At 70.0% G+C, this 23,291-nt stretch carries 26 protein-coding genes and 3 tRNA genes; 27 read left to right on the forward strand and 2 right to left on the reverse strand.

Features of this window, described 5'->3' with window-relative positions; genetic code table 11:
* Window positions 1-10 precede the first annotated feature (10 nt).
* From ACS3YM_RS01140 to ACS3YM_RS01175, 8 genes are all read left to right on the forward strand, one after another.
* The gene (locus ACS3YM_RS01140; protein ID WP_439938212.1) at window positions 11-604 is read left to right on the forward strand and encodes a DNA-3-methyladenine glycosylase I; all 594 of its coding nucleotides are present in this window, start codon (window positions 11-13) and stop codon (window positions 602-604) included.
* The gene (locus ACS3YM_RS01145; protein WP_439938213.1) at window positions 601-2,007 is read left to right on the forward strand and encodes an amidase; all 1,407 of its coding nucleotides are present in this window, start codon (window positions 601-603) and stop codon (window positions 2,005-2,007) included. Before ACS3YM_RS01140 ends, ACS3YM_RS01145 begins: the two co-directional genes overlap by 4 nt.
* Window positions 2,008-2,065: 58 nt before the next feature.
* Window positions 2,066-2,138, forward strand: a tRNA-Thr gene (locus ACS3YM_RS01150).
* Between the two features lie 38 nt (window positions 2,139-2,176).
* Window positions 2,177-2,253 (forward strand) — tRNA-Met (locus tag ACS3YM_RS01155).
* A 39-nt stretch (window positions 2,254-2,292) separates the two neighbouring features.
* On the forward strand, window positions 2,293-2,463 hold the full coding sequence (gene rpmG, locus ACS3YM_RS01160; RefSeq protein WP_135837170.1) for a 50S ribosomal protein L33: 171 nt from the start codon (window positions 2,293-2,295) through the stop codon (window positions 2,461-2,463).
* A 69-nt stretch (window positions 2,464-2,532) separates the two neighbouring features.
* The gene (locus tag ACS3YM_RS01165; protein WP_439938214.1) at window positions 2,533-2,937 is read left to right on the forward strand and encodes an FAS1-like dehydratase domain-containing protein; all 405 of its coding nucleotides are present in this window, start codon (window positions 2,533-2,535) and stop codon (window positions 2,935-2,937) included.
* Window positions 2,934-3,350: a MaoC/PaaZ C-terminal domain-containing protein gene (locus tag ACS3YM_RS01170; protein ID WP_439938215.1), complete on the forward strand. Its 417-nt coding sequence runs from the start codon at window positions 2,934-2,936 to the stop codon at window positions 3,348-3,350. The genes ACS3YM_RS01165 and ACS3YM_RS01170 overlap by 4 nt, the downstream gene beginning before the upstream one ends.
* A gap of 4 nt (window positions 3,351-3,354) precedes the next feature.
* Window positions 3,355-4,413 (forward strand): UDP-N-acetylmuramate dehydrogenase, encoded by a 1,059-nt coding sequence (locus ACS3YM_RS01175; RefSeq protein WP_439938216.1) that lies wholly within the window; start codon window positions 3,355-3,357, stop codon window positions 4,411-4,413.
* 56 nt (window positions 4,414-4,469) lie between these two features.
* On the opposite strand, the gene ACS3YM_RS01180 is transcribed toward ACS3YM_RS01175, so the two are convergent.
* Window positions 4,470-5,501, reverse strand: a complete 1,032-nt coding sequence (locus ACS3YM_RS01180) for an adenosine deaminase (protein WP_439938217.1) — start codon at window positions 5,499-5,501, stop codon at window positions 4,470-4,472.
* A 148-nt stretch (window positions 5,502-5,649) separates the two neighbouring features.
* Between ACS3YM_RS01180 and ACS3YM_RS01185 the strand changes: the two genes are divergently transcribed.
* The 6 genes from ACS3YM_RS01185 to ACS3YM_RS01210 all read left to right on the forward strand — a co-directional run bounded on the left by ACS3YM_RS01185 (window position 5,650) and on the right by ACS3YM_RS01210 (window position 9,330).
* Window positions 5,650-5,722: transfer RNA gene (locus ACS3YM_RS01185), tRNA-Trp, on the forward strand.
* 42 nt (window positions 5,723-5,764) lie between these two features.
* Window positions 5,765-6,019, forward strand: coding sequence for a preprotein translocase subunit SecE (secE, locus tag ACS3YM_RS01190; protein WP_439938218.1), 255 nt, complete (start codon window positions 5,765-5,767; stop codon window positions 6,017-6,019).
* A gap of 98 nt (window positions 6,020-6,117) precedes the next feature.
* A complete protein-coding gene (gene nusG / locus ACS3YM_RS01195; RefSeq protein ID WP_439938219.1) occupies window positions 6,118-6,951 on the forward strand; it encodes a transcription termination/antitermination protein NusG in 834 nt (277 codons plus the stop codon).
* 102 nt (window positions 6,952-7,053) lie between these two features.
* Window positions 7,054-7,485, forward strand: a complete 432-nt coding sequence (gene rplK / locus ACS3YM_RS01200) for a 50S ribosomal protein L11 (protein ID WP_439938220.1) — start codon at window positions 7,054-7,056, stop codon at window positions 7,483-7,485.
* 95 nt (window positions 7,486-7,580) lie between these two features.
* Window positions 7,581-8,303, forward strand: a complete 723-nt coding sequence (rplA, locus tag ACS3YM_RS01205; RefSeq protein ID WP_439938221.1) for a 50S ribosomal protein L1 — start codon at window positions 7,581-7,583, stop codon at window positions 8,301-8,303.
* Window positions 8,304-8,454: 151 nt separating this feature from the next.
* The gene (locus tag ACS3YM_RS01210) at window positions 8,455-9,330 is read left to right on the forward strand and encodes a hypothetical protein (RefSeq protein ID WP_439938222.1); all 876 of its coding nucleotides are present in this window, start codon (window positions 8,455-8,457) and stop codon (window positions 9,328-9,330) included.
* Here ACS3YM_RS01210 and ACS3YM_RS01215 read toward each other — a convergent pair whose 3' ends face one another.
* Window positions 9,331-10,320 carry a DnaB-like helicase C-terminal domain-containing protein gene (locus ACS3YM_RS01215; protein ID WP_439938223.1) on the reverse strand — a complete coding sequence of 330 codons (990 nt, stop codon included), beginning with the start codon at window positions 10,318-10,320 and terminating at the stop codon, window positions 9,331-9,333.
* A 285-nt stretch (window positions 10,321-10,605) separates the two neighbouring features.
* Here ACS3YM_RS01215 and rplJ point away from each other — a divergent pair, with 285 nt between their 5' ends.
* The 13 genes from rplJ to ACS3YM_RS01280 all read left to right on the forward strand — a co-directional run bounded on the left by rplJ (window position 10,606) and on the right by ACS3YM_RS01280 (window position 23,207).
* On the forward strand, window positions 10,606-11,262 hold the full coding sequence (rplJ, locus tag ACS3YM_RS01220) for a 50S ribosomal protein L10 (protein ID WP_439938224.1): 657 nt from the start codon (window positions 10,606-10,608) through the stop codon (window positions 11,260-11,262).
* 79 nt (window positions 11,263-11,341) lie between these two features.
* A complete protein-coding gene (gene rplL / locus ACS3YM_RS01225) occupies window positions 11,342-11,734 on the forward strand; it encodes a 50S ribosomal protein L7/L12 (protein WP_439938225.1) in 393 nt (130 codons plus the stop codon).
* A gap of 221 nt (window positions 11,735-11,955) precedes the next feature.
* The gene (locus ACS3YM_RS01230; RefSeq protein WP_439938226.1) at window positions 11,956-12,912 is read left to right on the forward strand and encodes an ABC transporter ATP-binding protein; all 957 of its coding nucleotides are present in this window, start codon (window positions 11,956-11,958) and stop codon (window positions 12,910-12,912) included.
* 6 nt (window positions 12,913-12,918) lie between these two features.
* Window positions 12,919-13,704, forward strand: coding sequence for an MlaE family ABC transporter permease (locus ACS3YM_RS01235; RefSeq protein WP_439938228.1), 786 nt, complete (start codon window positions 12,919-12,921; stop codon window positions 13,702-13,704).
* Window positions 13,705-13,712: 8 nt separating this feature from the next.
* On the forward strand, window positions 13,713-14,537 hold the full coding sequence (locus tag ACS3YM_RS01240) for an MlaE family ABC transporter permease (RefSeq protein WP_439939814.1): 825 nt from the start codon (window positions 13,713-13,715) through the stop codon (window positions 14,535-14,537).
* A gap of 7 nt (window positions 14,538-14,544) precedes the next feature.
* The gene (locus ACS3YM_RS01245) at window positions 14,545-15,819 is read left to right on the forward strand and encodes an MCE family protein (protein ID WP_439938229.1); all 1,275 of its coding nucleotides are present in this window, start codon (window positions 14,545-14,547) and stop codon (window positions 15,817-15,819) included.
* On the forward strand, window positions 15,816-16,853 hold the full coding sequence (locus ACS3YM_RS01250; RefSeq protein ID WP_439938230.1) for an MCE family protein: 1,038 nt from the start codon (window positions 15,816-15,818) through the stop codon (window positions 16,851-16,853). The genes ACS3YM_RS01245 and ACS3YM_RS01250 overlap by 4 nt, the downstream gene beginning before the upstream one ends.
* A complete protein-coding gene (locus ACS3YM_RS01255) occupies window positions 16,850-17,812 on the forward strand; it encodes an MCE family protein (protein WP_439938231.1) in 963 nt (320 codons plus the stop codon). Before ACS3YM_RS01250 ends, ACS3YM_RS01255 begins: the two co-directional genes overlap by 4 nt.
* Before the next feature lie 3 nt (window positions 17,813-17,815).
* Window positions 17,816-18,970 carry an MCE family protein gene (locus ACS3YM_RS01260; RefSeq protein WP_439938232.1) on the forward strand — a complete coding sequence of 385 codons (1,155 nt, stop codon included), beginning with the start codon at window positions 17,816-17,818 and terminating at the stop codon, window positions 18,968-18,970.
* A complete protein-coding gene (locus tag ACS3YM_RS01265; protein WP_439938233.1) occupies window positions 18,967-20,373 on the forward strand; it encodes an MCE family protein in 1,407 nt (468 codons plus the stop codon). Before ACS3YM_RS01260 ends, ACS3YM_RS01265 begins: the two co-directional genes overlap by 4 nt.
* Window positions 20,370-21,683, forward strand: a complete 1,314-nt coding sequence (locus ACS3YM_RS01270) for an MCE family protein (protein WP_439938234.1) — start codon at window positions 20,370-20,372, stop codon at window positions 21,681-21,683. Before ACS3YM_RS01265 ends, ACS3YM_RS01270 begins: the two co-directional genes overlap by 4 nt.
* A gap of 49 nt (window positions 21,684-21,732) precedes the next feature.
* Entirely contained in the window at window positions 21,733-22,398 is a 666-nt protein-coding gene (locus ACS3YM_RS01275) for a hypothetical protein (RefSeq protein ID WP_439938235.1), read from the forward strand.
* Window positions 22,395-23,207: a J domain-containing protein gene (locus tag ACS3YM_RS01280; protein WP_439938236.1), complete on the forward strand. Its 813-nt coding sequence runs from the start codon at window positions 22,395-22,397 to the stop codon at window positions 23,205-23,207. Before ACS3YM_RS01275 ends, ACS3YM_RS01280 begins: the two co-directional genes overlap by 4 nt.
* The last annotated feature ends 84 nt before the right edge of the window (window positions 23,208-23,291 follow it).

The raw sequence follows: 23,291 nt of genomic DNA on the forward strand, positions 1-23,291 counted from the left end.
AATGTGCGGCATGAGCGCAGCAGTCGTGGGGCCCGACGGCCTCGGCCGGTGCCCCTGGGGCGCGGGCGACCCGGTCAACCTCGCCTACCACGACACCGAGTGGGGGATGCGGGTCGCGGGGGAGGCCGCCCACCTCGAGCGGCTCACCCTCGAGGCGTTCCAGTCGGGTCTCTCGTGGCTGACGATCCTCAACAAGCGCGAGAGCTTCCGCGCCGCCTTCGCCGGCTTCGACGCCGACACGGTGGCGGCGTACGACGCCGCTGACGTGGAGCGGTTGATGGCCGACGCCGGGATCGTGCGCAACCGCCGCAAGGTCGACGCCGCCATCGCCAACGCCAGGGCCACCGTCGCGCTGCGCGAGCACGGCGGGCTGGAGGACTTCATCTGGTCGTTCCGGCCCGACCCCGCTCCGGCGCCCCGCACGAGCGCCGACGTGCCCACCACCTCGCCCGAGTCGGTCGCCCTGTCCAAGGCACTCAAGAAGGCCGGCTTCGCCCACGTCGGCCCGACCACGATGTACGCCCTGATGGAGGCGATCGGCCTCGTCGACGACCACCTCGAGGGCTGTCACCGGCGCGGTGTCGCCACTACCCTCGCGCCATGACGCGTGTGCACGCCTTCTCCGCCGACGACGCCCTGACCGACCTCGACGCCACCGGACTGGTGGAGGCGCTGCGGGCGGGAGCGGTGTCCGTGCCCGAGGTCGTGGAGGCCGCGATCGCCCGCACCGAGCAGGTCGACGCCGCGCTGGGCGCCGTGGCGCACGTCGCCTACGACCGAGCGCGCGACGAGGCCCGCAGCCCGCGCGGCGGGTGGTTCGCCGGCGTGCCGACCTTCGTCAAGGACAACGTCGACGTGGCGGGCATGCCCACGCAGCACGGGGCCGACGCCTTCACGGCCGCGCCGGCGAAGGAGGACGGCGACTTCGCCCGGATGTACCTCGCGACCGGGCTGATCCCGCTCGGCAAGACCCAGCTCTCCGAGTTCGGCTTCTCCGGGGCGGCGGACCACGTACGCCTCGGGCCGGTGCGCTCGCCGTGGAGCACCGAGCACTACGCCGGCGCCTCGTCGGCCGGGTCCGCGGCCCTGGTCGCCGCGGGCGCCGTGCCCATCGCCCACGCCAACGACGGCGGCGGGTCGATCCGGATCCCGGCCGCGGTCAACGGGCTGGTCGGCCTCAAGCCCACCCGCGGTCGGCTGGCGCAGGACCGGATGATGCGCGAGATGCCGGTGCGGATCGTGTCCGACGGGGTGCTGACCCGCAGCGTCCGGGACACCGCGGCGTTCTACCGCGAGGCGGAGAAGGTCTGGCGCAACCCGCTGCTCGCGCCCGTCGGCGACATCACCCGACCTGGCCGGGCGCGGCTGCGGATCGCGGTCGTCACCCAGGGCATCGGGCGCGCGTGCAGCCCCGAGGTGCGCGAGCTGACCCTCAGGACGGCGGCGCTCCTCGAGCGGATGGGCCACCGGGTGGAGGAGATCGACAACCCGGTCCCCGAGAGCTTCCCCGAGCACTTCGTGCGCTTCTGGTCCATGCTCGCGCTCGTCATCTCCCGGCGGGGACGCAAGGACTTCGGCGCGAGCTGGGACCCGACCAAGCTCGACAACCTCACCCTCGGGCTCGCGAAGCACGCTGCGCGCAACCTGCACAAGCAGCCGCTCTCGATCGCCGTCCTGCGCCGCTCCCAGCGGCTCGCGGCGCGCCACCGGGCGTCGTACGACGTCACGCTGACACCGACGCTGGCGACCGAGACCCCGCGCGTCGGGCACCTGCGTCCCGACCAGGACTACGACGAGATCATGGCCCGACTGATGGACTGGGTGGCCTTCACCCCGCTCCAGAACGCCACCGGCGAGCCGGCCATCTCGCTGCCCCTGGCGACCACCGCCGGCGGGCTCCCCCAGGGCATGATGCTGGGCGCCGGAGCGGGTCGCGAGGCCCGTCTCCTGGGCCTCGCCTACGAGCTGGAGGAGGCGGTCGGCTGGCCCCGGATCCACGCTGGATGACGGTCCGCCAGAGCCGATTTCTCATCGTGGCGGGGCGTGTGTATCGTTCTCCGTCGTTGCCCCTTTAGCTCAGTCGGCAGAGCGTCTCCATGGTAAGGAGAAGGTCTACGGTTCGATTCCGTAAAGGGGCTCTGGGTCGGACCTCCCTCCGGGGTCGTCCTTCCTCCGCGGCGGGGTAGCTCAGGTGGTTAGAGCACACGGCTCATAATCGTGGTGTCGCGGGTTCGAGTCCCGCCCCCGCTACCACCAAGTCTCCGCCTCACCCGCAAACGCAAGGATTGCCCCATGGCCAGCAAGAGCTCTGACGTTCGCCCCAAGATCACGCTCGCGTGCACGGAGTGCAAGGAGCGCAACTACATCACCAAGAAGAACCGTCGCAACGATCCCGACCGGATCGAGCTGAAGAAGTTCTGCCCGCGCTGCCGCACGCACACCGCGCACCGCGAGACCCGCTGACGCGTTCTTCCGTCGCACCCGACCCGTCCGAGTCCTCGGACGGGTCGTCGTGTTTGTAGGCTCTGGGTCATGCCCGTCGACCCCTCCCTGGTGGGGCGCGAGTTCCCCGCGCCGGCACCCCTGACCGTCACCGCCGAGCGGGTGAGCGCCTTCGCCGCCGCCGTCGGCCACCCCGGGGAGGGCGTCCCGCCGACCTTCCCGATCGTGCTGGCCTTCGACGCCATGCAGGCCTTCCTCGACGCCGAGCAGATCGACCTGCACCGGATCGTGCACGGCGAGCAGCGCTTCGCCTACGTCCGCCCGCTCGTGGCCGGCGACGAGCTCAGCGCCACGCTCACCGTCACCGGGCTGCGCCAGATCGGCCCGGCCGACATCATCGCCACCAGCAGCGAGATCACCGACGCGACCGGAGCCGTGGTCTGCACCGGCAAGGCCACCCTCGTCCACTCGTCCGGATCGGAGGCTCCGCAGTGACCACGCCGATGAGCGCCGGGGACGCCCTCGAGCCGAAGACCTTCACCGTCACCCGCGCGGACCTCGTGGCGTACGCCGAGGCGAGCGGCGACCACAACCCGATCCACCAGGACGAGGAGGTCGCCCGCAGCGTCGGCCTGCCCGGTGTGATCGCCCACGGCATGTACACCCTCGCCCTGGTGGGGCGCGCCGTCGCCGAGTGGACCGGCGGCGCCGAGGTCGTCGACCTGGGCGCGAAGTTCACCAGCCCCGTCGTCGTACCTGCCGAGGGCGGTGCGGACGTCGTGGTGCGCGGCACCGTCAAGTCCGTCGCCGACGGCCTGGTCACGCTCGCCCTCGAGGTCACCTGCGGCGACCAGAAGGTCCTCGGCATGCCCAAGGCCGTGGTGCGCGAGGCCACCGTCCGTGCCTGACCCGGTGCCTGTTCTCCGGGACCACACCACCCTGCGCCTGGGTGGCCCCGGCCGCGAGTGGGTGCGCGCCACCACCGAGGCCGACCTGGTGGCGGCGGTCGCCGACGCCGACGCAGCGGGTACGCCCGTGCTGCTGCTCGCCGGCGGCTCCAACCTGGTCGTCGCCGACGCCGGCTTCGACGGCCGGGTCGTGCAGGTCGCGACCACGGGCGTGGTCGCCGACACCGACACCTGCGACGTCGACGCCCTCGCGCAGTGCGGCGGGGTCGTGCTGAGGGTCGCGGCCGGTGAGGACTGGGACACGCTGGTCGCGCACGCGGTGACTCAGGGCTGGGCGGGGATCGAGGCGCTGTCCGGCATCCCCGGCGCCGTCGGCTCCACCCCGATCCAGAACGTCGGCGCCTACGGGCAGGACGTCTCGCAGACCATCTCCCGTGTCCGCACCTGGGACCGTGTCGACCGCACGCAGCGCACCTTCGCCGCCGCCGACTGCGGCTTCGGCTACCGGCACAGCCGGTTCAAGGCCGAGCCCGGGCGCTACGTGGTGCTCGAGGTGACCTTCCAGCTGCGCCAGGGCGACCAGTCCGAGCCCGTGGCGTACGCCGAGCTGGCCCGCCGCCTCGGGGTGGAGGCCGGTCAGCGGGCCCCGCTGGGCGCGGTCCGCGACGCCGTGCTGGCCCTGCGGGCGGGCAAGGGCATGGTGCTCGACGCGGCCGACCACGACACCTGGAGCGCGGGCTCGTTCTTCACCAACCCGTTCGTGACACCCGAGCGGGCGGCCGAGCTGCCCGCGGACGCGCCGCGGTGGGAGCAGCCCGACGGCACCGTGAAGTCGAGCGCCGCCTGGCTGATCGAGCACGCCGGCTTCCACAAGGGCTTCACCAGCCCTGCGGCGGGGGAGCGGGTCGCGCTGTCGACCAAGCACACCCTCGCGCTGACCAACCGCGGCGGCGCGACCACCGAGGAGCTGCTCACCCTCGCCCGCGAGGTGCGCGATGGCGTCCGGGAGCGGTTCGGGGTCACCCTCGTCAACGAGCCCGTGACGGTCGGCTGCGCCCTCTGAGCGATACCTGAGGACGTGGTGGACGGATTCTCGTCCGATCCACGACCACAGCGTCCTCAGGTATCGAGCCAGGCGGCGATGTCGCGCCGGGCCGCCTCGACCACGTCGCTCGGCGCCCGGGACGCCTCGAACGACATCTCCGCCAGCCGGGCCAGGGTCGCGTCGTCGAGCTCGTGGGCGGCCCGCATCGTGGCGTACTGCCCGGCCAGGCGCGACCCGAACAGCAACGGGTCGTCGGCGCCCAGCGCCACCGTCGCACCGGCGGCGAGGAGCTGCGGCAGCGGCACGGAGGTGAGGTCGGAGTAGACGCCGAGCGAGACGTTGGAGACCGGGCACACCTCGAGCGCGATGCCCGCGGACACGATGCGGTCGAGCACCGCGGGGTCCTCGACGCTGCGTACGCCGTGCCCGAGCCGCTGGGCCCCGAGGTGGTCGAGGCAGGCGGTGACGTGGTCGGCGCCGCGGAGCTCGCCTCCGTGCGGGACCAGGAGCAGGCCGGCGCGCTCCGCGATCCGGAACGCGCCCGCGAAGTCCTCGGTGCGGCCGCGCCGCTCGTCGTTGGACAGCCCGAAGCCGACCACCCCGCGGCCGGCGTACTGCGCCGCGAGCCGGGCCAGCGTGCGGGCGTCGAGCGGGTGGCGGGTGCGGTTGGCCGCGATCACCACGGCCATGCCCAGCCCGGTGCGGTCGGACGCGTCGCGGACGCAGTCGAGGACCAGGTCGGTGAACTCGGTGATCCCGCCGAACCGGGCCGCGTAGCCGCTGGGGTCGACCTGGATCTCCAGCCAGCGTCCGCCGTCGCGCACGTCGTCCTCGGCCGCCTCCAGCACCAGGCGGCGTACGTCGTCGGGCGTGCGCAGCACCGAGCGCGCCACGTCGTAGAGGCGCTGGAAGCGGAACCAGCCCTTCTCGTCGGCCGCGCTGAGCTGCGGGGGCCAGTCCTCGACCAGGGAGTCGGGAAGCACGACCTGGTCACGCTCGGCGAGCTCGAGCAGCGTCTGGTGCCGCATCGACCCGGTGAAGTGGAGGTGGAGGTGGGCCTTGGGCAGTGCGGACACGTCGCGACGCCGTTCCCGAGCACCCACCATGTCCGGCATCGTAGGGGGCGGCGAGCGCTCTCCGGCCCCGGTGCGGCGCCTCGGTTCGACTGGGGTGGTCGCGCCCCGTATGCTTCCCGATTGGTGGTTTCGCCAGATGCTTCGGCATGCCCCCAGTGATGGGGACAGGGACCACCGGAGGGCACTAGCTCAACTGGCAGAGCATCGGTCTCCAAAACCGAAGGTTGGGGGTTCAAGTCCCTCGTGCCCTGCAAGGAAACACTGCACACAGCATCAACGAGAAGGTGGAGAACGTGGCTGACGGCAACGCGGTTCAGGACCGGCGCGACTCGCGCGGCGACGACCGTGGGCGCACCAGCCCGGCCACGTTCCTGCGCCAGGTGGTCGCCGAGCTCCGCAAGGTGGTGTGGCCCACCCAGCAGCAGCTGGTCACCTACTTCTTCGTGGTGCTCGTCTTCGTGGTCGTCGTGATGCTGCTGGTCTCGGTGCTCGACCTGGCTTTCGGCAAGCTGGTCTTCGAGATCTTCACCGGCAGCAGCACGCAGTGACGACGACGGGGCAGTGAATCCACCGCTCTGATCCCCGCCGGGTGAGCCCGGCCCCGGTCCCGGTGACCGGACCCCAGCAACGACGTACGGAGTGAGACGTGTCTGACAGCAATGACGTGGACCAGGTCGAGGACCAGGTCGAGTCGAACGACGAGGCGACCCCGGAGGACGCCGACGTGGACTCCGTCGAGGACACCACCGAGGACGTCTCCGAGACTCCTGACGCGGATGCCGCCGAGGACGCCCCCGAGGTCGCCGAGGACGAGGCCGGTTCCGACGAGTCCGGCTCCGACGAGGCCGCCGCGGAGGAGAACGACCCGCTCGAGGCCTTCCGCCGCGAGCTGTGGGCCAAGCCGGGCGACTGGTTCGTCGTGCACACCTACTCCGGCATGGAGAAGCGGGTCAAGCACAACCTGGAGAACCGCATCATCTCGCTCAACATGGAGGACTACATCCACGAGATCGTGGTCCCCACCGAGGAGGTCGCGGAGATCAAGAACGGCCAGCGCAAGATGGTCACGCGCACCGTCCTTCCCGGCTACGTCCTGGTTCGCATGGACCTCACCGACGAGTCGTGGTCGGCCGTGCGCCACACGCCGTCGGTCACCGGCTTCGTGGGCCACAGCCACCAGCCCGTCCCGCTCAGCATGAGCGAGGTCGAGGACATGCTCGCCCCGGCCGTCGTGGCCGTGGCCGAGGCCGAGGCCGCCGCGTCCGGTGAGAAGGGCTCCTCGACCACCCCGCGCAAGCCCGTCGAGGTCGCCGACTTCGCCGTGTCCGACTCGGTCATGGTCGTCGACGGTCCGTTCGCCACGCTCCACGCGACGATCACCGAGATCAACGCCGAGTCCCAGCGCGTCAAGGCCCTCGTCGAGATCTTCGGCCGCGAGACACCGGTCGAGCTGTCGTTCAGCCAGATCCAGAAGGTCTGACGATTTCGTCGGGCGGCGACCCGGCGGCGACAATGAAGTAGCAACAACCCGTGGCAGAGGGCGACCGCCCTCGTCGTGACCACAAGAGAGAAAGAGAAGGCAATGCCTCCCAAGAAGAAGATCGCCGCACTGGTCAAGGTGCAGCTGCAGGCAGGTTCGGCCACCCCGGCTCCGCCGGTCGGTACGGCGCTCGGCCCGCACGGCGTCAACATCATGGACTTCTGCAAGGCCTACAACGCCCAGACCGAGTCCATGCGCGGCAACGTGATCCCCGTCGAGATCACCATCTACGAGGACCGCTCGTTCGACTTCATCACCAAGACCCCGCCGGCCGCCGAGCTGATCAAGAAGGCCGCCGGCCTCTCCAAGGGCTCCGGCGTCCCGCACAAGGACAAGGTCGGCAAGCTGACCAAGGACCAGGTCCGCGAGATCGCGACCACCAAGCTGCCCGACCTCAACGCCAACGACATCGATGCGGCCATGAAGATCGTCGAGGGCACTGCGCGCTCGATGGGCGTCACGACCGACAGCTGAGCGAGCTTGTGAGCTCAGCAATCCAGTTCTGACTGTGGGAGAGCCGCGCTGGCTCGACTAGACCACATCCTTCGCACCAGAGAAACGAGAAGACCATGCAGCGCAGCAAGACCTACCGCGCGGCGGCAGAGGCGTTCGACAAGGACGAGCTCTACGCCCCGCTGGCCGCCATCAAGATCGCCAAGGGTGGCTCCAAGAAGAAGTTCGACGAGACCGTCGACGTCGTCATGCGCCTGGGTGTCGACCCGCGCAAGGCCGACCAGATGGTCCGCGGCACCGTCAACCTCCCGCACGGCACGGGCAAGACCGCCCGCGTCCTCGTGTTCGCCAACGCCGAGAAGGCCGAGGCTGCCCGTGAGGCCGGCGCCGAGTTCGTCGGTGGCGACGAGCTGATCGAGAAGGTCGCCGGCGGCTGGCTCGACTTCGACGCCGTCGTCGCCACGCCCGACATGATGGGCAAGGTCGGCCGCCTGGGCCGCGTGCTCGGCCCGCGTTCGCTCATGCCGAACCCGAAGACCGGCACGGTGACCCCCGACGTGGCCAAGGCCGTGACGGACATCAAGGGCGGCAAGATCGAGTTCCGCGTCGACCGCCACGCCAACCTGCACTTCATCATCGGCAAGGCGTCCTTCGACGAGGTCCAGCTCGCGGAGAACTACGCCGCCGCCCTCGACGAGGTGCTGCGTCTCAAGCCGGCCAGCTCCAAGGGCCGCTACATCAAGAAGATCACCGTCTCGACGACGATGGGCCCCGGCATCCAGGTCGACCCCAACCGCGTCAAGAACGTCGCCGCGGAGGACGAGGCCGTCCAGGCCTGACCCACCGCTGCCGCTCCGGCCCGGTCGCCCTCATGGGCGGCCGGGCCGTGCTGCGTCCCGAGGCCGTTCGTCTCGCTGTGGAAGCATCGGGCAGGAGGGCTGCCGAGCACGACGCCGTCCCGCCACTGTCCCGCCCGTCCAGGAGACCCACATGCGCGTCACGTCCCTCGCCCGTCGCCTCGGCACCGCCGCCCTCGTGCTGACCCTCGGCACGGGACTGGCCTCCTGCAGCGACGGCTCGGGGTCCCCCGACTCCTCCGCGGCCGACGAGAGCACCGGCTCGACGAGGGAGGCGCCCGCCGACGACGCGAGCGAGGAGACGGGCGGGACCGAGGACGACACCGACGCCGCCACGCCGGCCGAGCTGTCGGCCGACGACTTCTACCCGTCCGTGATGGCCGCGATGCGCGAGGCGGAGACCTTCACCTTCACCACCACCTCCGGCTCCGCCGGCCAGTCCCAGGAGATGAGCGGCCAGGCCCGGTTCGGCGACGACGGCATGGAGATGAAGGCGAGCAGCACAGGTGCCCAGCCGATGGAGCTGATCCTGCTCGACGAGGCGATGTACATGAAGTCGGCCGAGCTCGGCACGGGCGACAAGTGGCTCAAGATCGACCTCAGCGACCCGAGCTCGTTGTTCGGGATGATCGGCAAGGCGACCGACCCCGAGGTCATGTTCAAGGCGATGGAGTCGCCCGAGAAGCTCGAGCTGGTCGGCAGCGAGGAGGTCGACGGCATCCCGACGAACCACTACCGGATCACGATGGACCCGAGCCGCTACCTCGAGGCGATGGACTTCCCTGCGGCGATGGCGGACATGATGCCCGAGGAGCTCGTGACCGAGATGTGGGTGGACGGAGACAACCTGCCGCGCAAGTTCGTGCAGACCATCGACGTGCCCGGGGCCGGCGGTGGGGCGGCCGCCTCGTCGACGACCGAGGGCACCTACGCGGACTTCGGCACCGACGTCGAGATCGAGGCCCCGCCGGCGGCCGAGGTCACCGAGGACTTCCCCGGCGCAGCCTGATCACTCGCGGAAGACCCGCTCGTCGATCAGCTGCTCCTTGACCTCGGTGCCGTCGGCATCGAAGCGGCCCTGGTCGAAGCGTGCCTGGAACTGCAGCACCACACCGTCGCGACCGAAGCGGTTCTTCTCCACCGTGACGACGGCGAAGTCGCGGAAGCGCTCGGCGTTGCTGAGGTCGTAGGTGAGGTGGTGGCGCGCCACGATGTCGAACTTGTTGTGGAGCACCAGGACCACGTCGGCCTCGTAGGCGAGGGCGCTGGAGCCGCGGAGGTCGTTGGCGCGCATCCGCCGTCCGGAGCGCAGTGCCTCCTTCTCGGCGGCGGCGATCGCCAGCACCGGAGCGTTGATGTCGATGGCGATGTCCTTCAGGCCCTCGACGATCTCCGTCGACTTGTCGTCGTCGTCGGAGTAGGTGGACTTCACCTTCTGCAGGTAGTCCACGACGACCAGCGGAGTGGTCCCGGCGAGCTCCCGGACTGCCTCGATGGCGGCCTGGATCGCGGCGAGGTCGGTGCGGGTGCCGGTCGAGCGGTGCAGGAAGAGCATCTCGGAGTAGCGCGCCACCTTCGACAGCGCCTCGACGCCGGCGGGCACGGACTCGAGCCGGTGCTCGAGGGAGCTCACCCAGAGGTCGTCGAAGATCGACCGGATGCTGTTGAGGCGCACCTGGTTGGAGTCGTCGAGCTCGCCGGCCTCCATGGCGATGAGCTTCTGCGTGAGGTCCTCGGCGTCGTGCTCGTAGGAGAAGTAGAGGACCGGGCGCCCGGTGGCCGCGTTGTTGCGGGCCACCTGCAGCGCGAACGTCGACTTGCCCAGGCCCTGCGGGCCCGCGAGCAGGATCAGCGACCCTGCGCGCATGCCGCCGCCGATGAGCGGGTCGAGACCACCGAAACCTGTCTTCCAGACACGTCCGGCCGCGTTGCGTCCGGTGAGCATGCGTTCGTCGCTGCGGGCCAGTGAGGCCCCGACGGTCGTGAGCTGTTGATCCACGCCCCACATGGAACCAGTGTTGGGGGGTCCGCGTGGGCCGAATGGCACGTTTGCCCCGGGCTCCGCCGATTTGTCTGGGCCGGTCCCGCCACGTACTGTTCCATCTCGAAACCAGAGACCGCAGGTTGTCACGAGCTCCCCGCCCGTGACCGAAGGTTCGCAGCAGCGGACGGCCGGCGCAGGTGACAGAGCAGCGGCACTCGCCGCACCAACGCCCTGAGCCTGTGCTCAGGGCGTTCGTCGTCTGTGGGCCGGACGCCGGTGGTCAACCCCGGAAGGAGACCCATGGCGCGGCCAGAAAAGACTGCCGCCGTTGCGGAGATCGTTGAGTCCTTCAACGGTGCCGCCGGCGCTGTGCTGACCGAGTACCGCGGGCTCACCGTGAAGCAGCTGCAGGACCTGCGGCGCTCCCTCGGCGAGAACGCCAACTACGCCGTGGTCAAGAACACGCTCGCCAAGATTGCCGCCACCGAGGTGGGAATCGAAGGCTTCGACGACCTGCTGACCGGCCCCACCGCCATCGCCTTCATCAATGGAGACGTGGTCGAGGCCGCCAAGGGTCTGCGTGACTTTGCCAAGGCAAACCCCGCTCTTGTCATCAAGGGCGGTGTCCTGGACGGCAAGTCCCTCGACGCTGCCGAGGTCGCCAAGCTGGCTGACCTCGAGTCGCGTGAGGTGCTGCTGGGCAAGCTCGCGGGCGGCATGCTCGCCTCGCTGTCCCAGGCCGTCTACCTGCTCAACGCGCCGATCGCCCAGGCCGCCCGTCTCGCGGGTGCGCTGCAGGCCAAGGCCGAGCAGGACCCCACGATCCTCGCAGGTGGTGCCGGTACGCCGGCTGCTCCGGCTGCCGAGGACGCCCCCGTCGACGAGGCCCCCGCGGCCGAGGAGACCGAGGCGACCGACGAGGCAGCCGAGCCGGCCGCCGAGTCCACCGACGCCTGACACCAGGCCGACGTACACCACCTGAAACCCCGGCGCAGTCGCACCACGCGACCGTGCCACAGACGAAAGGTTTGCCATCATGGCGAAGCTCAGCACCGACGAGCTCCTTGACGCCTTCAAGGAGATGACCCTGATCGAGCTCTCTGAGTTCGTGAAGCAGTTCGAGGACACCTTCGGCGTGACCGCCGCTGCCCCCGTTGCCGTGGCCGCCGCCCCGGCCGCCGGTGGCGCTGCCGGTGGCGACGCCGCCGCCGAGGAGAAGGACGAGTTCGAGGTCGTCCTCGAGGCCGCCGGCGACAAGAAGATCAACGTCATCAAGGAGGTGCGCGCCCTGACCTCCCTCGGTCTGAAGGAGGCCAAGGACCTCGTCGAGGCCGCCCCCAAGACGATCCTCGAGAACGCCACCAAGGACGCCGCTGACAAGGCGAAGGAGGCCCTCGAGGCCGCCGGCGCCACCGTCACCGTCAAGTGACCCGCTGACGGCGTGGCTCCTCGAGCCCCGCTGTCGACCGCCCAGGGCGGTCACCCCGATCAGGGGTGACCGCCCTGTTGCGTCTCACCCGAGAGCGTGGGTGACGACCGTCGCACGAAGGCGTAACCTCTCGCGCAGTCCGGCGTTGGTCTACTCAGTAGTAGCGCAGGGCAGGAGCCGCCCGGCTCGAGCAGAGGGCCTGACGGCAGGAAGGGGCGCACGTGGGTGTCGAGATCAAGGTCGACGACCTCTCGAAGTCGTTCGGCAAGCAGCTCATCTGGGGCGACGTGACGCTCACCGTCCCGGCGGGCGAGATCTGCGTGATGCTCGGTCCGTCCGGAACGGGCAAGTCGGTCTTCCTCAAGACCCTCATCGGCCTGCTCAAGCCCGACAAGGGCTCGATCATCATCGAGGGCACCGACATCGCGAGCTGCTCGGAGCGCGACCTCTACGAGATCCGCAAGCTCTTCGGCGTGCTGTTCCAGGACGGCGCGATGTTCGGCTCGATGAACCTCTACGACAACGTCGCCTTCCCGCTGCGCGAGCACACGCGCAAGTCGGAGTCGGAGGTGCGCGACATCGTGATGGAGAAGATGGACCTCGTCGGCCTCCTCGGCGCCGAGGACAAGCTGCCCGGCGAGATCTCCGGAGGCATGCGCAAGCGTGCGGGCCTGGCGCGCGCGCTGGTGCTCGACCCCGAGATCGTGCTGTTCGACGAGCCCGACTCGGGCCTCGACCCGGTGCGCACGGCGTTCCTCAACCAGCTCATCGTCGACCTCAACGCCCAGATCGACGCCACCTTCCTCATCGTCACCCACGACATCAACACCGCGCGGACGGTGCCCGACAACATCGGGCTGCTCTACCACCGCCACCTCGCGATGTTCGGCCCCCGCGAGCAGCTGCTCAGCTCCGAGGAGCCGGTCGTGCGCCAGTTCCTCAACGCCCAGCGGGTCGGCCCGATCGGCATGTCGGAGGAGAAGGACGCCGACGAGCTGGCGGCCGAGGCCGACCAGGAACTGCCTCCGCTGCCGCCGATCCCGCTGCAGCTCGATCCCTCCAACGGCATCCCCCGGCGCAGCCAGCGACCGGCGGGGGAGTGGTGCCGCGAGCACGGCGTCACCCCGCCTCCCGGCTCGTTCGAGTCCAGCAACGCCGGCCTGGCCCCGGGAGCCTGACGACCGATGGCCACGTCCTTGTCCTCGCGCGCGCTCGCGCCGATCGGAGTCGCAGGCAACCTGTTCGCCTTCGCCCTCGACGTCGGCCGCGGGCTCTTCCGCCGTCCGTTCCAGCTGCGTGAGTTCATCCAGCAGGCCTGGTTCATCGCGTCGGTCACGATCGTGCCCACCGCCCTCGTCGCGATCCCGTTCGGCGCCGTGATCGCGCTGCAGGTCGGCGGGCTCATCAAGCAGTTCGGCGCACAGTCGTTCACCGGCTCGGCCTCCGTGCTGGCGGTGATCCAGCAGGCGGCGCCCATCGGCACCGCGCTCCTGATCGCCGGCGCCGGCGGCTCGGCCATCGCGGCCGACCTCGGCGCCCGCAAGATCCGCGAAGAGCTCGACGCGATGATGGTGCTCGGCATCGACCCGATCCAGCGCCTCGTCGTGCCGCGGGTGCTGGCGTGCATGCTCGTCGCGTTCTTCCTCAACGGCATGGTGAGCGTCGTCGGCGTGACCGGCGGCTACGTCTTCAACGTCATCCTCCAGGACGGCACCCCCGGCGCCTACCTGGCCAGCTTCACCGCGCTCGCCCAGCTCCCCGACCTCTGGATCGGCCTCATCAAGGCGCTCGTCTTCGGGCTCATCGCCGCGATCGTCGCGTCCTACAAGGGCATGAACGCCAACGGCGGGCCGAAGGGCGTCGGCGACGCCGTCAACGAGTCGGTGGTCATCACGTTCCTGCTGCTCTTCGTGGCCAACTTCGTCCTGAGCATGATCTACCTCCAGATCATCCCTCCGAAGGGCGGGTGACGACGCACATGGCCCTCAAGGACATCTACGCCAAGCCGCTGGCCTCCCTCGACGACCTCGGTGGGCAGCTCGCCTTCCACATCGGCGTGCTGAAGGCAGTGCCCCGCTCGGTCACCCGCTACCCGCGCGAGATCCTGCGCATCCTCGCCGAGGTCACCCTCGGCTCCGGCGCGCTCGCGGTCATCGGTGGCACGGTCGGCGTGATCATCGGCATGACCTTCTTCACCGGTGCGCAGGTCGGGCTCTCCGGCTACGCCGCGCTCAACCAGCTCGGCACCGCGGCGTTCTCGGGCTTCGTCTCGGCCTACTTCAACACCCGTGAGATCGCCCCGCTCGTCGCCGGCATCGCGCTGGCCGCCACCGTGGGCTGCGGCTTCACCGCCCAGCTCGGCGCCATGCGCATCTCCGAGGAGGTGGACGCCCTCGAGGTGATGGCGATCCCGTCGATGCCGTTCCTGGTCGCCACACGTGTGATCGGCGGCCTGATCGCGATCATCCCGCTGTACGTCGTGGGGCTGCTGTCGTCGTACTTCGCGAGCCGGCTGGTGGTGACCCAGATCTACGGCCAGTCCTCGGGCACCTACGACCACTACTTCAACGCGTTCCTGCCGCCGGGCGACGTGCTGTGGTCCTTCGGCAAGGTGCTCGTCTTCGCCGTCACCGTGATCCTGATCCACTGCTACCACGGCTACAACGCCTCCGGCGGTCCCGCCGGCGTCGGCGTCGCCGTGGGCCGCGCCGTGCGCACCAGCATCGTCGCCATCAACGTGCTCGACCTGTTCCTGTCGATGGCCATCTGGGGCGCCTCGACCACCGTGCGGCTGGCGGGGTGAGCGACTGATGAGGACGAAGACCCTGGGCCTGGTGTTCCTGGTGCTCATGCTGGCCTCGGTGTGGGTCACCTACGGCGTGTTCACCAAGAAGTTCACCGACTACGACGAGGTGACCGTCCACGCCTCCAAGATCGGCCTCCAGCTCCCGCACCGGGCCGACGTGAAGATCAAGGGCGTGATCGTCGGCGAGGTGCTCGACTACGAGCCCACGGCCGAGGGCGCCGACATCACCCTCGGCCTCTACCAGGACCGCACCACGCAGGTCCCGAGCGACGTGACCGCCTCGATCCTGCCCAAGACGCTCTTCGGCGAGAAGTTCGTGTCCCTGGACCTGCCCGACGGCGGCTCGTCGGCCCAGCCCATCGCCGACGGCGACGTCATCGAGCGGACCGACCTGTCGATCGAGGTCGAGCAGGTGCTGAGCGACCTCTACCCGCTGCTGCGCGCGGTCCAGCCGGCCGACCTCAACACGACCCTCAACGCCGTCGCCACCGCGCTCGAGGGACGCGGCGAGCAGCTCGGCCAGAACCTGGAGACGCTCGACAGCTACCTGACCCGCTTCAACCCCGAGCTGCCGGCGCTGATCGAGGACCTGCGGCTGACGGCGAAGGTCTCCGACACCTATGCCGACGTGCTCCCGGAGGTCGCGACCATCCTGCGCAACACGATCACCACGACCACGACGCTGGAGGACCGCGAGGAGAAGCTGAAGGCCCTCTTCAACGACGTCTCCAGGTTCGCGGCGGTCGCCGAGCGGTTCACCCGCACCAACGGCGACAACCTGGTCCGGCTCGGCGACCTGTCCGCCGCGCAGCTCGAGGTCTTCGCCCGCTACGCACCCGGCTACCCCTGCCTCCTCGGCGGGATCGTCGGGGCCGGCAAGCTCCAGGCCGAGGCGTTCCGCGGCTTCACCCTGCACATCGTGCTGGAGACGCTGCCCCACCAGCCCCGCGCCTACGGCCCGCAGGACGCCCCGGTCTACGGTGACAAGCGCGGCTACTACTGCGGGCGCCTGCCCACGCCGCCGTGGTCGCAGGCCAACCCGGTGACCCACCAGCCCAACTTCGTCGACGGCATCGACGAGCCCACGGGCAAGGGCACCAGCCGCGTCGGACCCGGGTGGTCCGGCACCGCCGACGGCTTCGCAGGCGGCCGTGACGAGACGGCGCTCCTCAAGGCGCTGCTCGCGCCCGGTCTCGGCGTGAGCGCCGACGACGTTCCCGACCTCGGTGTGCTCCTGGTCGGACCGATGGCCCGTGGGGCGGAGGTGTCGCTGCGATGAGCCAGCTCCTCGACAAGAAGACCTCCGTCGACCTGGTCAAGCTCCTGGTCTTCGTGGTGGTGACCTCCCTCGCCACGACCGTCCTGGTCGTGACGATCGGCAACATCGGCTTCGGGTCCTCGCGCGACTACAGGGCCGAGTTCACCGACGCCACCGGCGTCAACAAGGGCGACGACATCCGGGTGGCGGGCGTGCGCGTCGGCACCGTGAGCGAGGTCGAGATCATCGACCGCACCCGCGCCCTGGTCACCTTCTCGGTCGACAAGGACACGGCGGTCAACGGTGGCACCAACGCCGCGATCCGCTACCGCAACCTCGTCGGCCAGCGCTACATCTCCCTCACCCAGGAGGTCGGGGACACCCAGCGCCTGCCGGCCGGGGCCACGATCCCGGTCTCGCGGACCAAGCCGGCCCTGGACCTCACGGTGCTCTTCAACGGCTTCAAGCCGCTGTTCCAGGCGCTGTCGCCCGAGGACGTCAACAAGCTGTCCTTCGAGCTGATCCAGGTGTTCCAGGGCGAGGGCGGCACGCTGGAGGGACTGCTCGCGCACACCGCGTCCGTCACCTCCACGCTCGCCGACCGCGACCAGGTGATCGGTGACCTCATCGACAACCTGTCGCTGGTCCTCGACCACGTCGCCGACCGCGACAAGCAGCTGACCCGGCTGATCCAGTCCTTCCGTACGCTCGTCGGCGGCCTGAAGAAGGACCGCAACGCGATCCTCGGCTCGCTCGAGGACGTCTCCGCGCTCTCGGTCGAGACGGCGTCGCTGATCGACGGCATCCGTGAGCCGTTCGTGAAGGACATCAAGGAGCTCCGGGCGGTCGCCGGCAACATCGACAAGAACAAGGCCGAGCTGGACCGCGCCCTGCAGGTCCTGCCGATCAAGCTCGACAAGATCGGCCGCACCGCGATCTACGGCTCGTTCTTCAACTTCTACCTCTGCGAGTTCCAGGGCCGGGTCAACCTGCCCGGCGACGTCTCGCTCCCGGTCAAGTACAACACCGGGTCCGACAGGTGTGATCTCGGATGAAGCCCTTCAGGGAGCGCAACCCCGTCCTCGTGGGTGCGGTCAGCCTCGTCGTCCTGGCGGTCGTGATGGTCGCCGCGCTCCGCGCCGACGACCTGCCGGTCATCGGTGGCGGCGACACCTACCACGCCATGTTCACCGAGGCCGGCGGCCTGAAGGTCAACGACGAGGTCCGCATCGCCGGTGTCCGCGTCGGCAAGGTCGACGAGGTCGCCCTGGACGGCGACCAGGTCAAGGTGAGCTTCAAGGTCGACGACGCCGCCGACTTCGGCTCCGACACCCGGGCCGCGATCAAGGTCAAGACGATCCTCGGCTCGATGTTCCTCGCGCTCGAGCCCGCCGGGGGCGGCCAGCTCGACGAGGGGGCGACGATCCCCGCCGAGCGCACCTCCTCGCCCTTCGACGTCGTGGAGGCGTTCGAGGGCCTGGCCTCCACCTCGGAGCAGATCGACACCGACCAGCTGGCGGAGTCGCTGACCACCCTTGCCGACCTGACCCGCAACACCCCCGAGGAGTTCCGGGGGGCCCTCAGCGGCCTGAGCCGGCTCTCGGCCAACGTCGCCGAGAAGGACGCCCAGCTCAACAACCTGCTGGTCAACCTCGAGCGGGTCTCCACGGTCCTCGACGAGCGCGACCAGGACATCATCAAGCTGATGCAGGACAGCGACGTGCTGTTCCGGGCGCTGGTGGCGCGCCGTGACGCCGTGCACGAGCTGCTCGTCTCCAGCACCACGCTGTCGCGCGAGCTGACCGCCCTGATCCGCCAGTCGCGAGCCGACCTCGCTCCGGCCCTGGCGCACCTCGAGAACGTGGTCGCCGTGCTCAACAAGAACGAGGACAACCTGGACAGCAGCCTGCGGCTGATGGCGCCGTTCTACCGCGTCTTCGCCAACACGCTGGGCACCGGACCCTGGTTCGACACGTGGATCGCCAACTTCCCTCCCGTCCCGCAGGTGGGCTGACCCATGGACCTCGTGAAGCGTCTCCTCGTCCCCCTGATCGTGCTGGGCTTCGTCGTCGCGGCCGCCGTCAGCGTCTTCGGCGGCGACAGCACCCGCACCGTCGTCGCCCACTTCCCGCGGGCCATCTCGGTCTACGAGGGCAGCGACGTCCGCGTGCTCGGCGTGCCCGTCGGCACCGTGACCCGTGTCGAGCCCACCGGCACCGACGTGACCGTGACCATGACGTACGACGACGAGGTGCGGCTGCCGGCCGATGCCAAGGCGGTGATCATCGCGCCGTCGGTGGTCGGGGACCGCTACGTCCAGCTCACCCCGGCGTACTCCGGCACCGGCGACGTGCTCACCGACGGCGCCGAGCTGAGCGTCGAGGACACCTCGCAGCCGCTGGAGCTCGACCAGATCTACGACAGCCTCGACCGGCTCAACGTGGCCCTCGGTCCCCGGGGCGCCAACAAGAGCGGCGCCCTGTCCGACCTGCTCTCGGTCACCGCCGACAACTTCGGCGGCCAGGGCACGACCTTCCGCCAGACCATCAAGGACTTCTCCCGCCTGAGCTCCACGCTCGCCGGCAACAAGGAGGAGCTGTTCGGCTCGGTGGAGGCGCTCGAGGGCTTCATGCAGACCCTGGCCGACAACGACCAGACCGTCCGCCAGTTCAACCAGTCGCTGGCCGACGTCTCCACCATGCTCGCCGGGGAGCGCGAGGAGCTGGTCGCCGCGACCAAGAACCTCTCCGTCGCGCTGACCGCGGTGAAGGGCTTCGTCGAGGAGAACAAGGACTCGCTGAGCCGCAACATCACCGGGCTCAACCGGGTCTCGAAGGTCCTCGTGCGCCAGCGCGACGCGCTCGACGAGATCCTGCACGTCGCGCCCACGGCCCTCAACAACCTCGCCCTGACCTACAACCCGCAGGCCGGCACCCTCGACACGCGGGCCAACTTCGGCGAGACGATCAACCAGCTCAACGCCAACCCGGCAGCCCTGCTGTGCGGCTTCGTCGGCCAGGTCGAGCGCTCCGGCCAGGCCTGCAACCAGATCACCCGGCTGCTCGACAGGCCTCGACCCGGTGCGCTCGGCACCAGCGGCAGGGCCGCTGTGCTGCCGGCGCAGGACGTGTTCGACCCCACCCTCGGGGGACTCGTGGAGGTGGAGCGATGAGGCGGTTCACGGCACTCGTGCCCGCAGTGCTCGCGGCGATGGCCCTCTCGGCCTGCGACGCCAGCGTCTACTCGCTGCCGCTGCCCGGCGGCCCTGACGTCGGGGACGACCCGATGACCGTCAAGGTCGAGTTCGCGGACGTGCTCGACCTGGTGCCCCAGTCGACGGTCAAGGTCAACGACGTGAGCGTCGGCAAGGTGACCGACATCGACCTCGAGGGCTACCAGGCGCTCGTCACGCTGCAGATCCGCCGCGACGTGGAGCTGCCCGGCAACGCGGTCGCCGAGCTGCGCCAGACCAGCCTCCTGGGCGAGAAGTTCGTCGAGCTGAGCGCGCCCGAGCAGGGCGCCATCGCCGACCCGCTCGAGGACGGCGAGACGATCCCGATCGAGCGCGCCGGTCGCAACCCCGAGGTCGAGGAGGTGCTCGGTGCGCTGAGCCTGCTCCTCAACGGCGGCGGGGTCGCGCAGCTCAAGACCATCACCCAGGAGCTCAACCTCGCGCTGGAGGGCCGTGAGGACTCCGCGAAGTCGGTGCTGCGCCAGCTGCGCGTGTTCACCGGCCAGCTCGACGAGAACAAGACCGACATCGTCGACGCGATCGAGTCGCTCAACCGCCTCGCCATCGGCGCCGAGAAGCAGCTGCCGACCATCGACAAGGCCCTCGACGAGCTCCCCAGCGCGCTGGACTCGATCGACCGGCAGCGTGACGACCTGGTCGAGATGCTGGCGGCCCTCGACCAGCTCTCCTCGGTGGCCGTCGACGTGATCGCGAAGTCCAAGGGCGCCACGATCACCTCGCTGCAGCGGCTCAACCCGGTGCTGACCCAGCTCGCGGCCTCCGGCGACGACTTCACCAACGCCTTCCACGTCTTCTTGACCTATCCCTTCGTCGACGAGGTCGTCGGACGTGACCCGCAGGTGGCCCGCAACCTGCACATGGGCGACTTCACCAACCTCTCGATCACCCTCGACGTCGACGTCGCCGGGGGAGCCAGCGCCACCCCGACGCTGCCGACCAACCTGCCGTCGGTGCTCGACCCGACCGTGGTCATCAACGACGTGCTCGCCTGCATCCAGAGCGGGTCGCTGACCAGCGACGCCTGCAAGCGGGTGCTGGCCAACGCGCAGAAGCTCACCCAGCTGCGTGAGGAGTGCGCCAAGTCGGAGAACAAGGACAAGGACGTCTGCCGCGAGCTCAACCAGGTGCCCGGGCTGCCGCCGCCGCCCGTCCCGCTCCCGTCCACGCTCCCGCCCCTGCCCACCATCGGGGTGCCGACCGGCGTGGGTCGAGCCGGTGTCGCCGACCGGCCACGTCGAGGCGGCATCACGGTGGGTGACCTGATGGACCTCTACGACCCGGCGCTCGTGAGCCTCCTGGTCCCCGGGATGGTGCAGCGATGATCACGCGTCGGACCAAGGTGCAGCTGCTCGTCTTCGCCCTCATCACCCTCGTCGGCGTCAGCTTCGTCGGCGCCCGGTACGCCCGGCTCGACCGTGTGCTGCTCGACCAGAGCTACACGGTGGTGGCCCACTTCGCCGAGTCCGGCGGCGCCTTCGCGGGCGCCGAGGTCTCCTACCGCGGGGTGCGCGTCGGTCAGGTCGACAAGCTGGTCCTCACCGACGACGGCGTGGACCTGCTCCTCGACATCGACAACGAGTTCGACGACATCCCGGCCGACGCGCTCGCGCTCGTCGGCAACCGTTCCGCGGTCGGCGAGCAGTACGTCGAGCTCCAGCCGCAGAGCGACGAGGGACCGTTCCTCCGCGACGACTCCGAGATCGCCCGCGACCGCACCACGACGCCGATCGCGACCGACACGCTGCTCACCCACCTCGACGAGACGGTCCGCAGCGTCGACCAGGACGACCTCCGCACCGTCACCTCGGAGTTCGGCCTCGCGTTCAACGACGCCGGCGACGACCTGCAGACGATCATCGACAGCGGCAACGAGTTCATCACGGCTGCCGATGAGAACTTCAAGGTGACCGTCGACCTGATCCGCGACAGCAACACGGTGCTCAACGGCCAGATCGACTCCGAGGGGGCGTTCCGACGCTTCGCCCGGGACCTCTCCGCGTTCTCCACCACGGTGGCCGACCACGACAAGGACCTGCGCGCGCTCATCGAGGACGGCTCGCTCGGCGCCAACGAGCTCCGAGTCTTCCTCGAGGACAACGAGGTCGAGCTCGGCGAGCTGATCAACAACCTGGTCACCACCGGCGAGGTCGTGGTCAAGCACCTCGACGGCGTCGAGCAGCTCCTGGTGCTCTACCCCTACGTCGTCGAGGGAGGCTTCACCGTCGTGTCCAAGTCGCCCGGCACGGGGCTCTACGACGCCCACTTCGGCATGGTGATGACCGACACCCCGCACGTCTGCCTCGAGGGCTACGAGGGCACCGACCGGCGCTCGCCGCTCGACGGCAGCAACCGCCCGATGAACGAGGAGGCGCGCTGCACCGCCCCCGCGTCGAAGACCAACGCCCGCGGTGCCCAGAACATCCAGGCGCCACGTGCCGCGACCGGGTGGGGAGAGGCAGACTTCGCCTACGACCCGGAGACGGGCCGGCTGACCTCGGACCCCACGGAGATCGACCGACTCGTCGGCCCCCGCCTGCGGGCGCCCCGCACGCTGGGCGAGGACAGCTGGAAGTGGCTCTACCTCGAGCCGTTGCTCGGCGAGGGCGTGACGTCCGGCTCCACCCGTCGTTGATCATGCAGGCTCCTTGGAGGAGGGGCCGGTCGTTCCAGGGAGGGAACACATGTCCGTGCTGACCGAACGCGCCCGTCGCGACGCGCCCGCAGGGGCCGTGCCCGCGACCGACGACCCCGGGCGCCCACCGCGCTGGAGGCAGGCCCTGGCTGCGGTGCTCGCACTCGTGGTCCTCGTCTGCGTCGCGCTCCTCGTCTGGCTCTCCGCAGGCGGCCGCGGGTCCGACGGCGGCGGCCTCGAGCACCTCGACGAGCGGGAGCAGGTGATGAGCCTGGGCGACCAGTTCGTCAAGCGCCTCGGCACCTACAGCCCGGACATGCTCGACGACTCCGGGCAGATGCCCGACTACCGCGACCAGGTGCGCGAGGTGATCACGCCCAAGTTCGCGGCCGACTTCGACAAGGAGGTCGCCACGGCCGAGCAGCTCGTCGCCCAGGGCGGGATCACCCGCACCGCCGACGTCTTCGCGACCGCCGTGTCCTCCATCGACGACGACTCCGCGCGCGTGCTGGTCGCCGGCGCGTTCACCGACAGCTACGAGCAGGGCACCGGCAAGAAGGCGCGCACCGTCGACCAGGAGCCGCTGCCGTTCCGCTTCACCGTCGACCTGGTGATGATCGAGGGGGAGTGGCTCGTCGACGACTTCTCGCCGGTGAGCAGCCCCGACGAGCAGGGCACCACGCCGCAGGACGGCACCGAGGGGAGCACGCCATGAGCGACGCCCCCACCTGGTACGACCTCCTCGACGTCCCCCGCGACGCCTCGTCCGAGGACGTCCGTGCCGCCTGGAAGACCCAGATCGCCGACCTCGAGCCCGGCGACCGGCGCTTCGACGCCCTCAACCGGGCCGCGAAGGTGCTGCTCGACCCCGCCACGCGCACGGCGTACGACGCCTCCCTGCCGCCCGAGGAGGACGCCGAGCCCACGCCCACTGTCCCGATGGTCGAGGAGGGCGCCCCAGCGCCCGTCACGAAACCCCGCTCCACCGCGCCGGGTCTCGTGACACGACTTCGTCGTTCCTCGACCAGCGGACGGCAAGGTGTCCCGAGCTGGCTCCTCGCCGGGCTCGGGGTCCTCGCCGCCGGCCTGCTGGTCGCGACGGCCTGGATGTGGACCAGCGCGGACTCGGCCGCCGCCGGGTCGGCCGCACGGGACGCACAGGTCGCCGCCGAGCGCGCCGTCGTGCCCGTGCTGTCCTACGACTACGAGCACCTCGACGCCGACCAGGACGCCGCCACGGCCCTGATGACCGGCTCCTACAAGCGCGAGTACGACAAGCTCTTCGCGGTGCTGCAGGACAACGCGCCCCAGACCCGGACCAGGGTGACGGCCGACGTGATCGCCTCGGGGATCGTCCGGGCGAGCGACGACCGCGTGCAGGTGCTCGTCTTCGTGGACCGGCCCACGACCAACAAGCTGAGCGCCGAGCCGGTGGTCTACAAGGACCAGGTCACGCTGTCGATGCAGCTCGTCGACGGGGACTGGCTCGTGGACGACCTGATCACCTCACCCGTCCAGGGGTGAGCACGGGACCGCGCGCCGCTCCCGTAGGCGTGGATCGGCGCGTTCTGCTTGACCCGGGGCCCTTCGGCGTTCATAGTCGTGGCC

This window comes from Nocardioides sp. N13(2025), from assembly GCF_051912545.1.
Lineage (GTDB): Bacteria > Actinomycetota > Actinomycetes > Propionibacteriales > Nocardioidaceae > Nocardioides.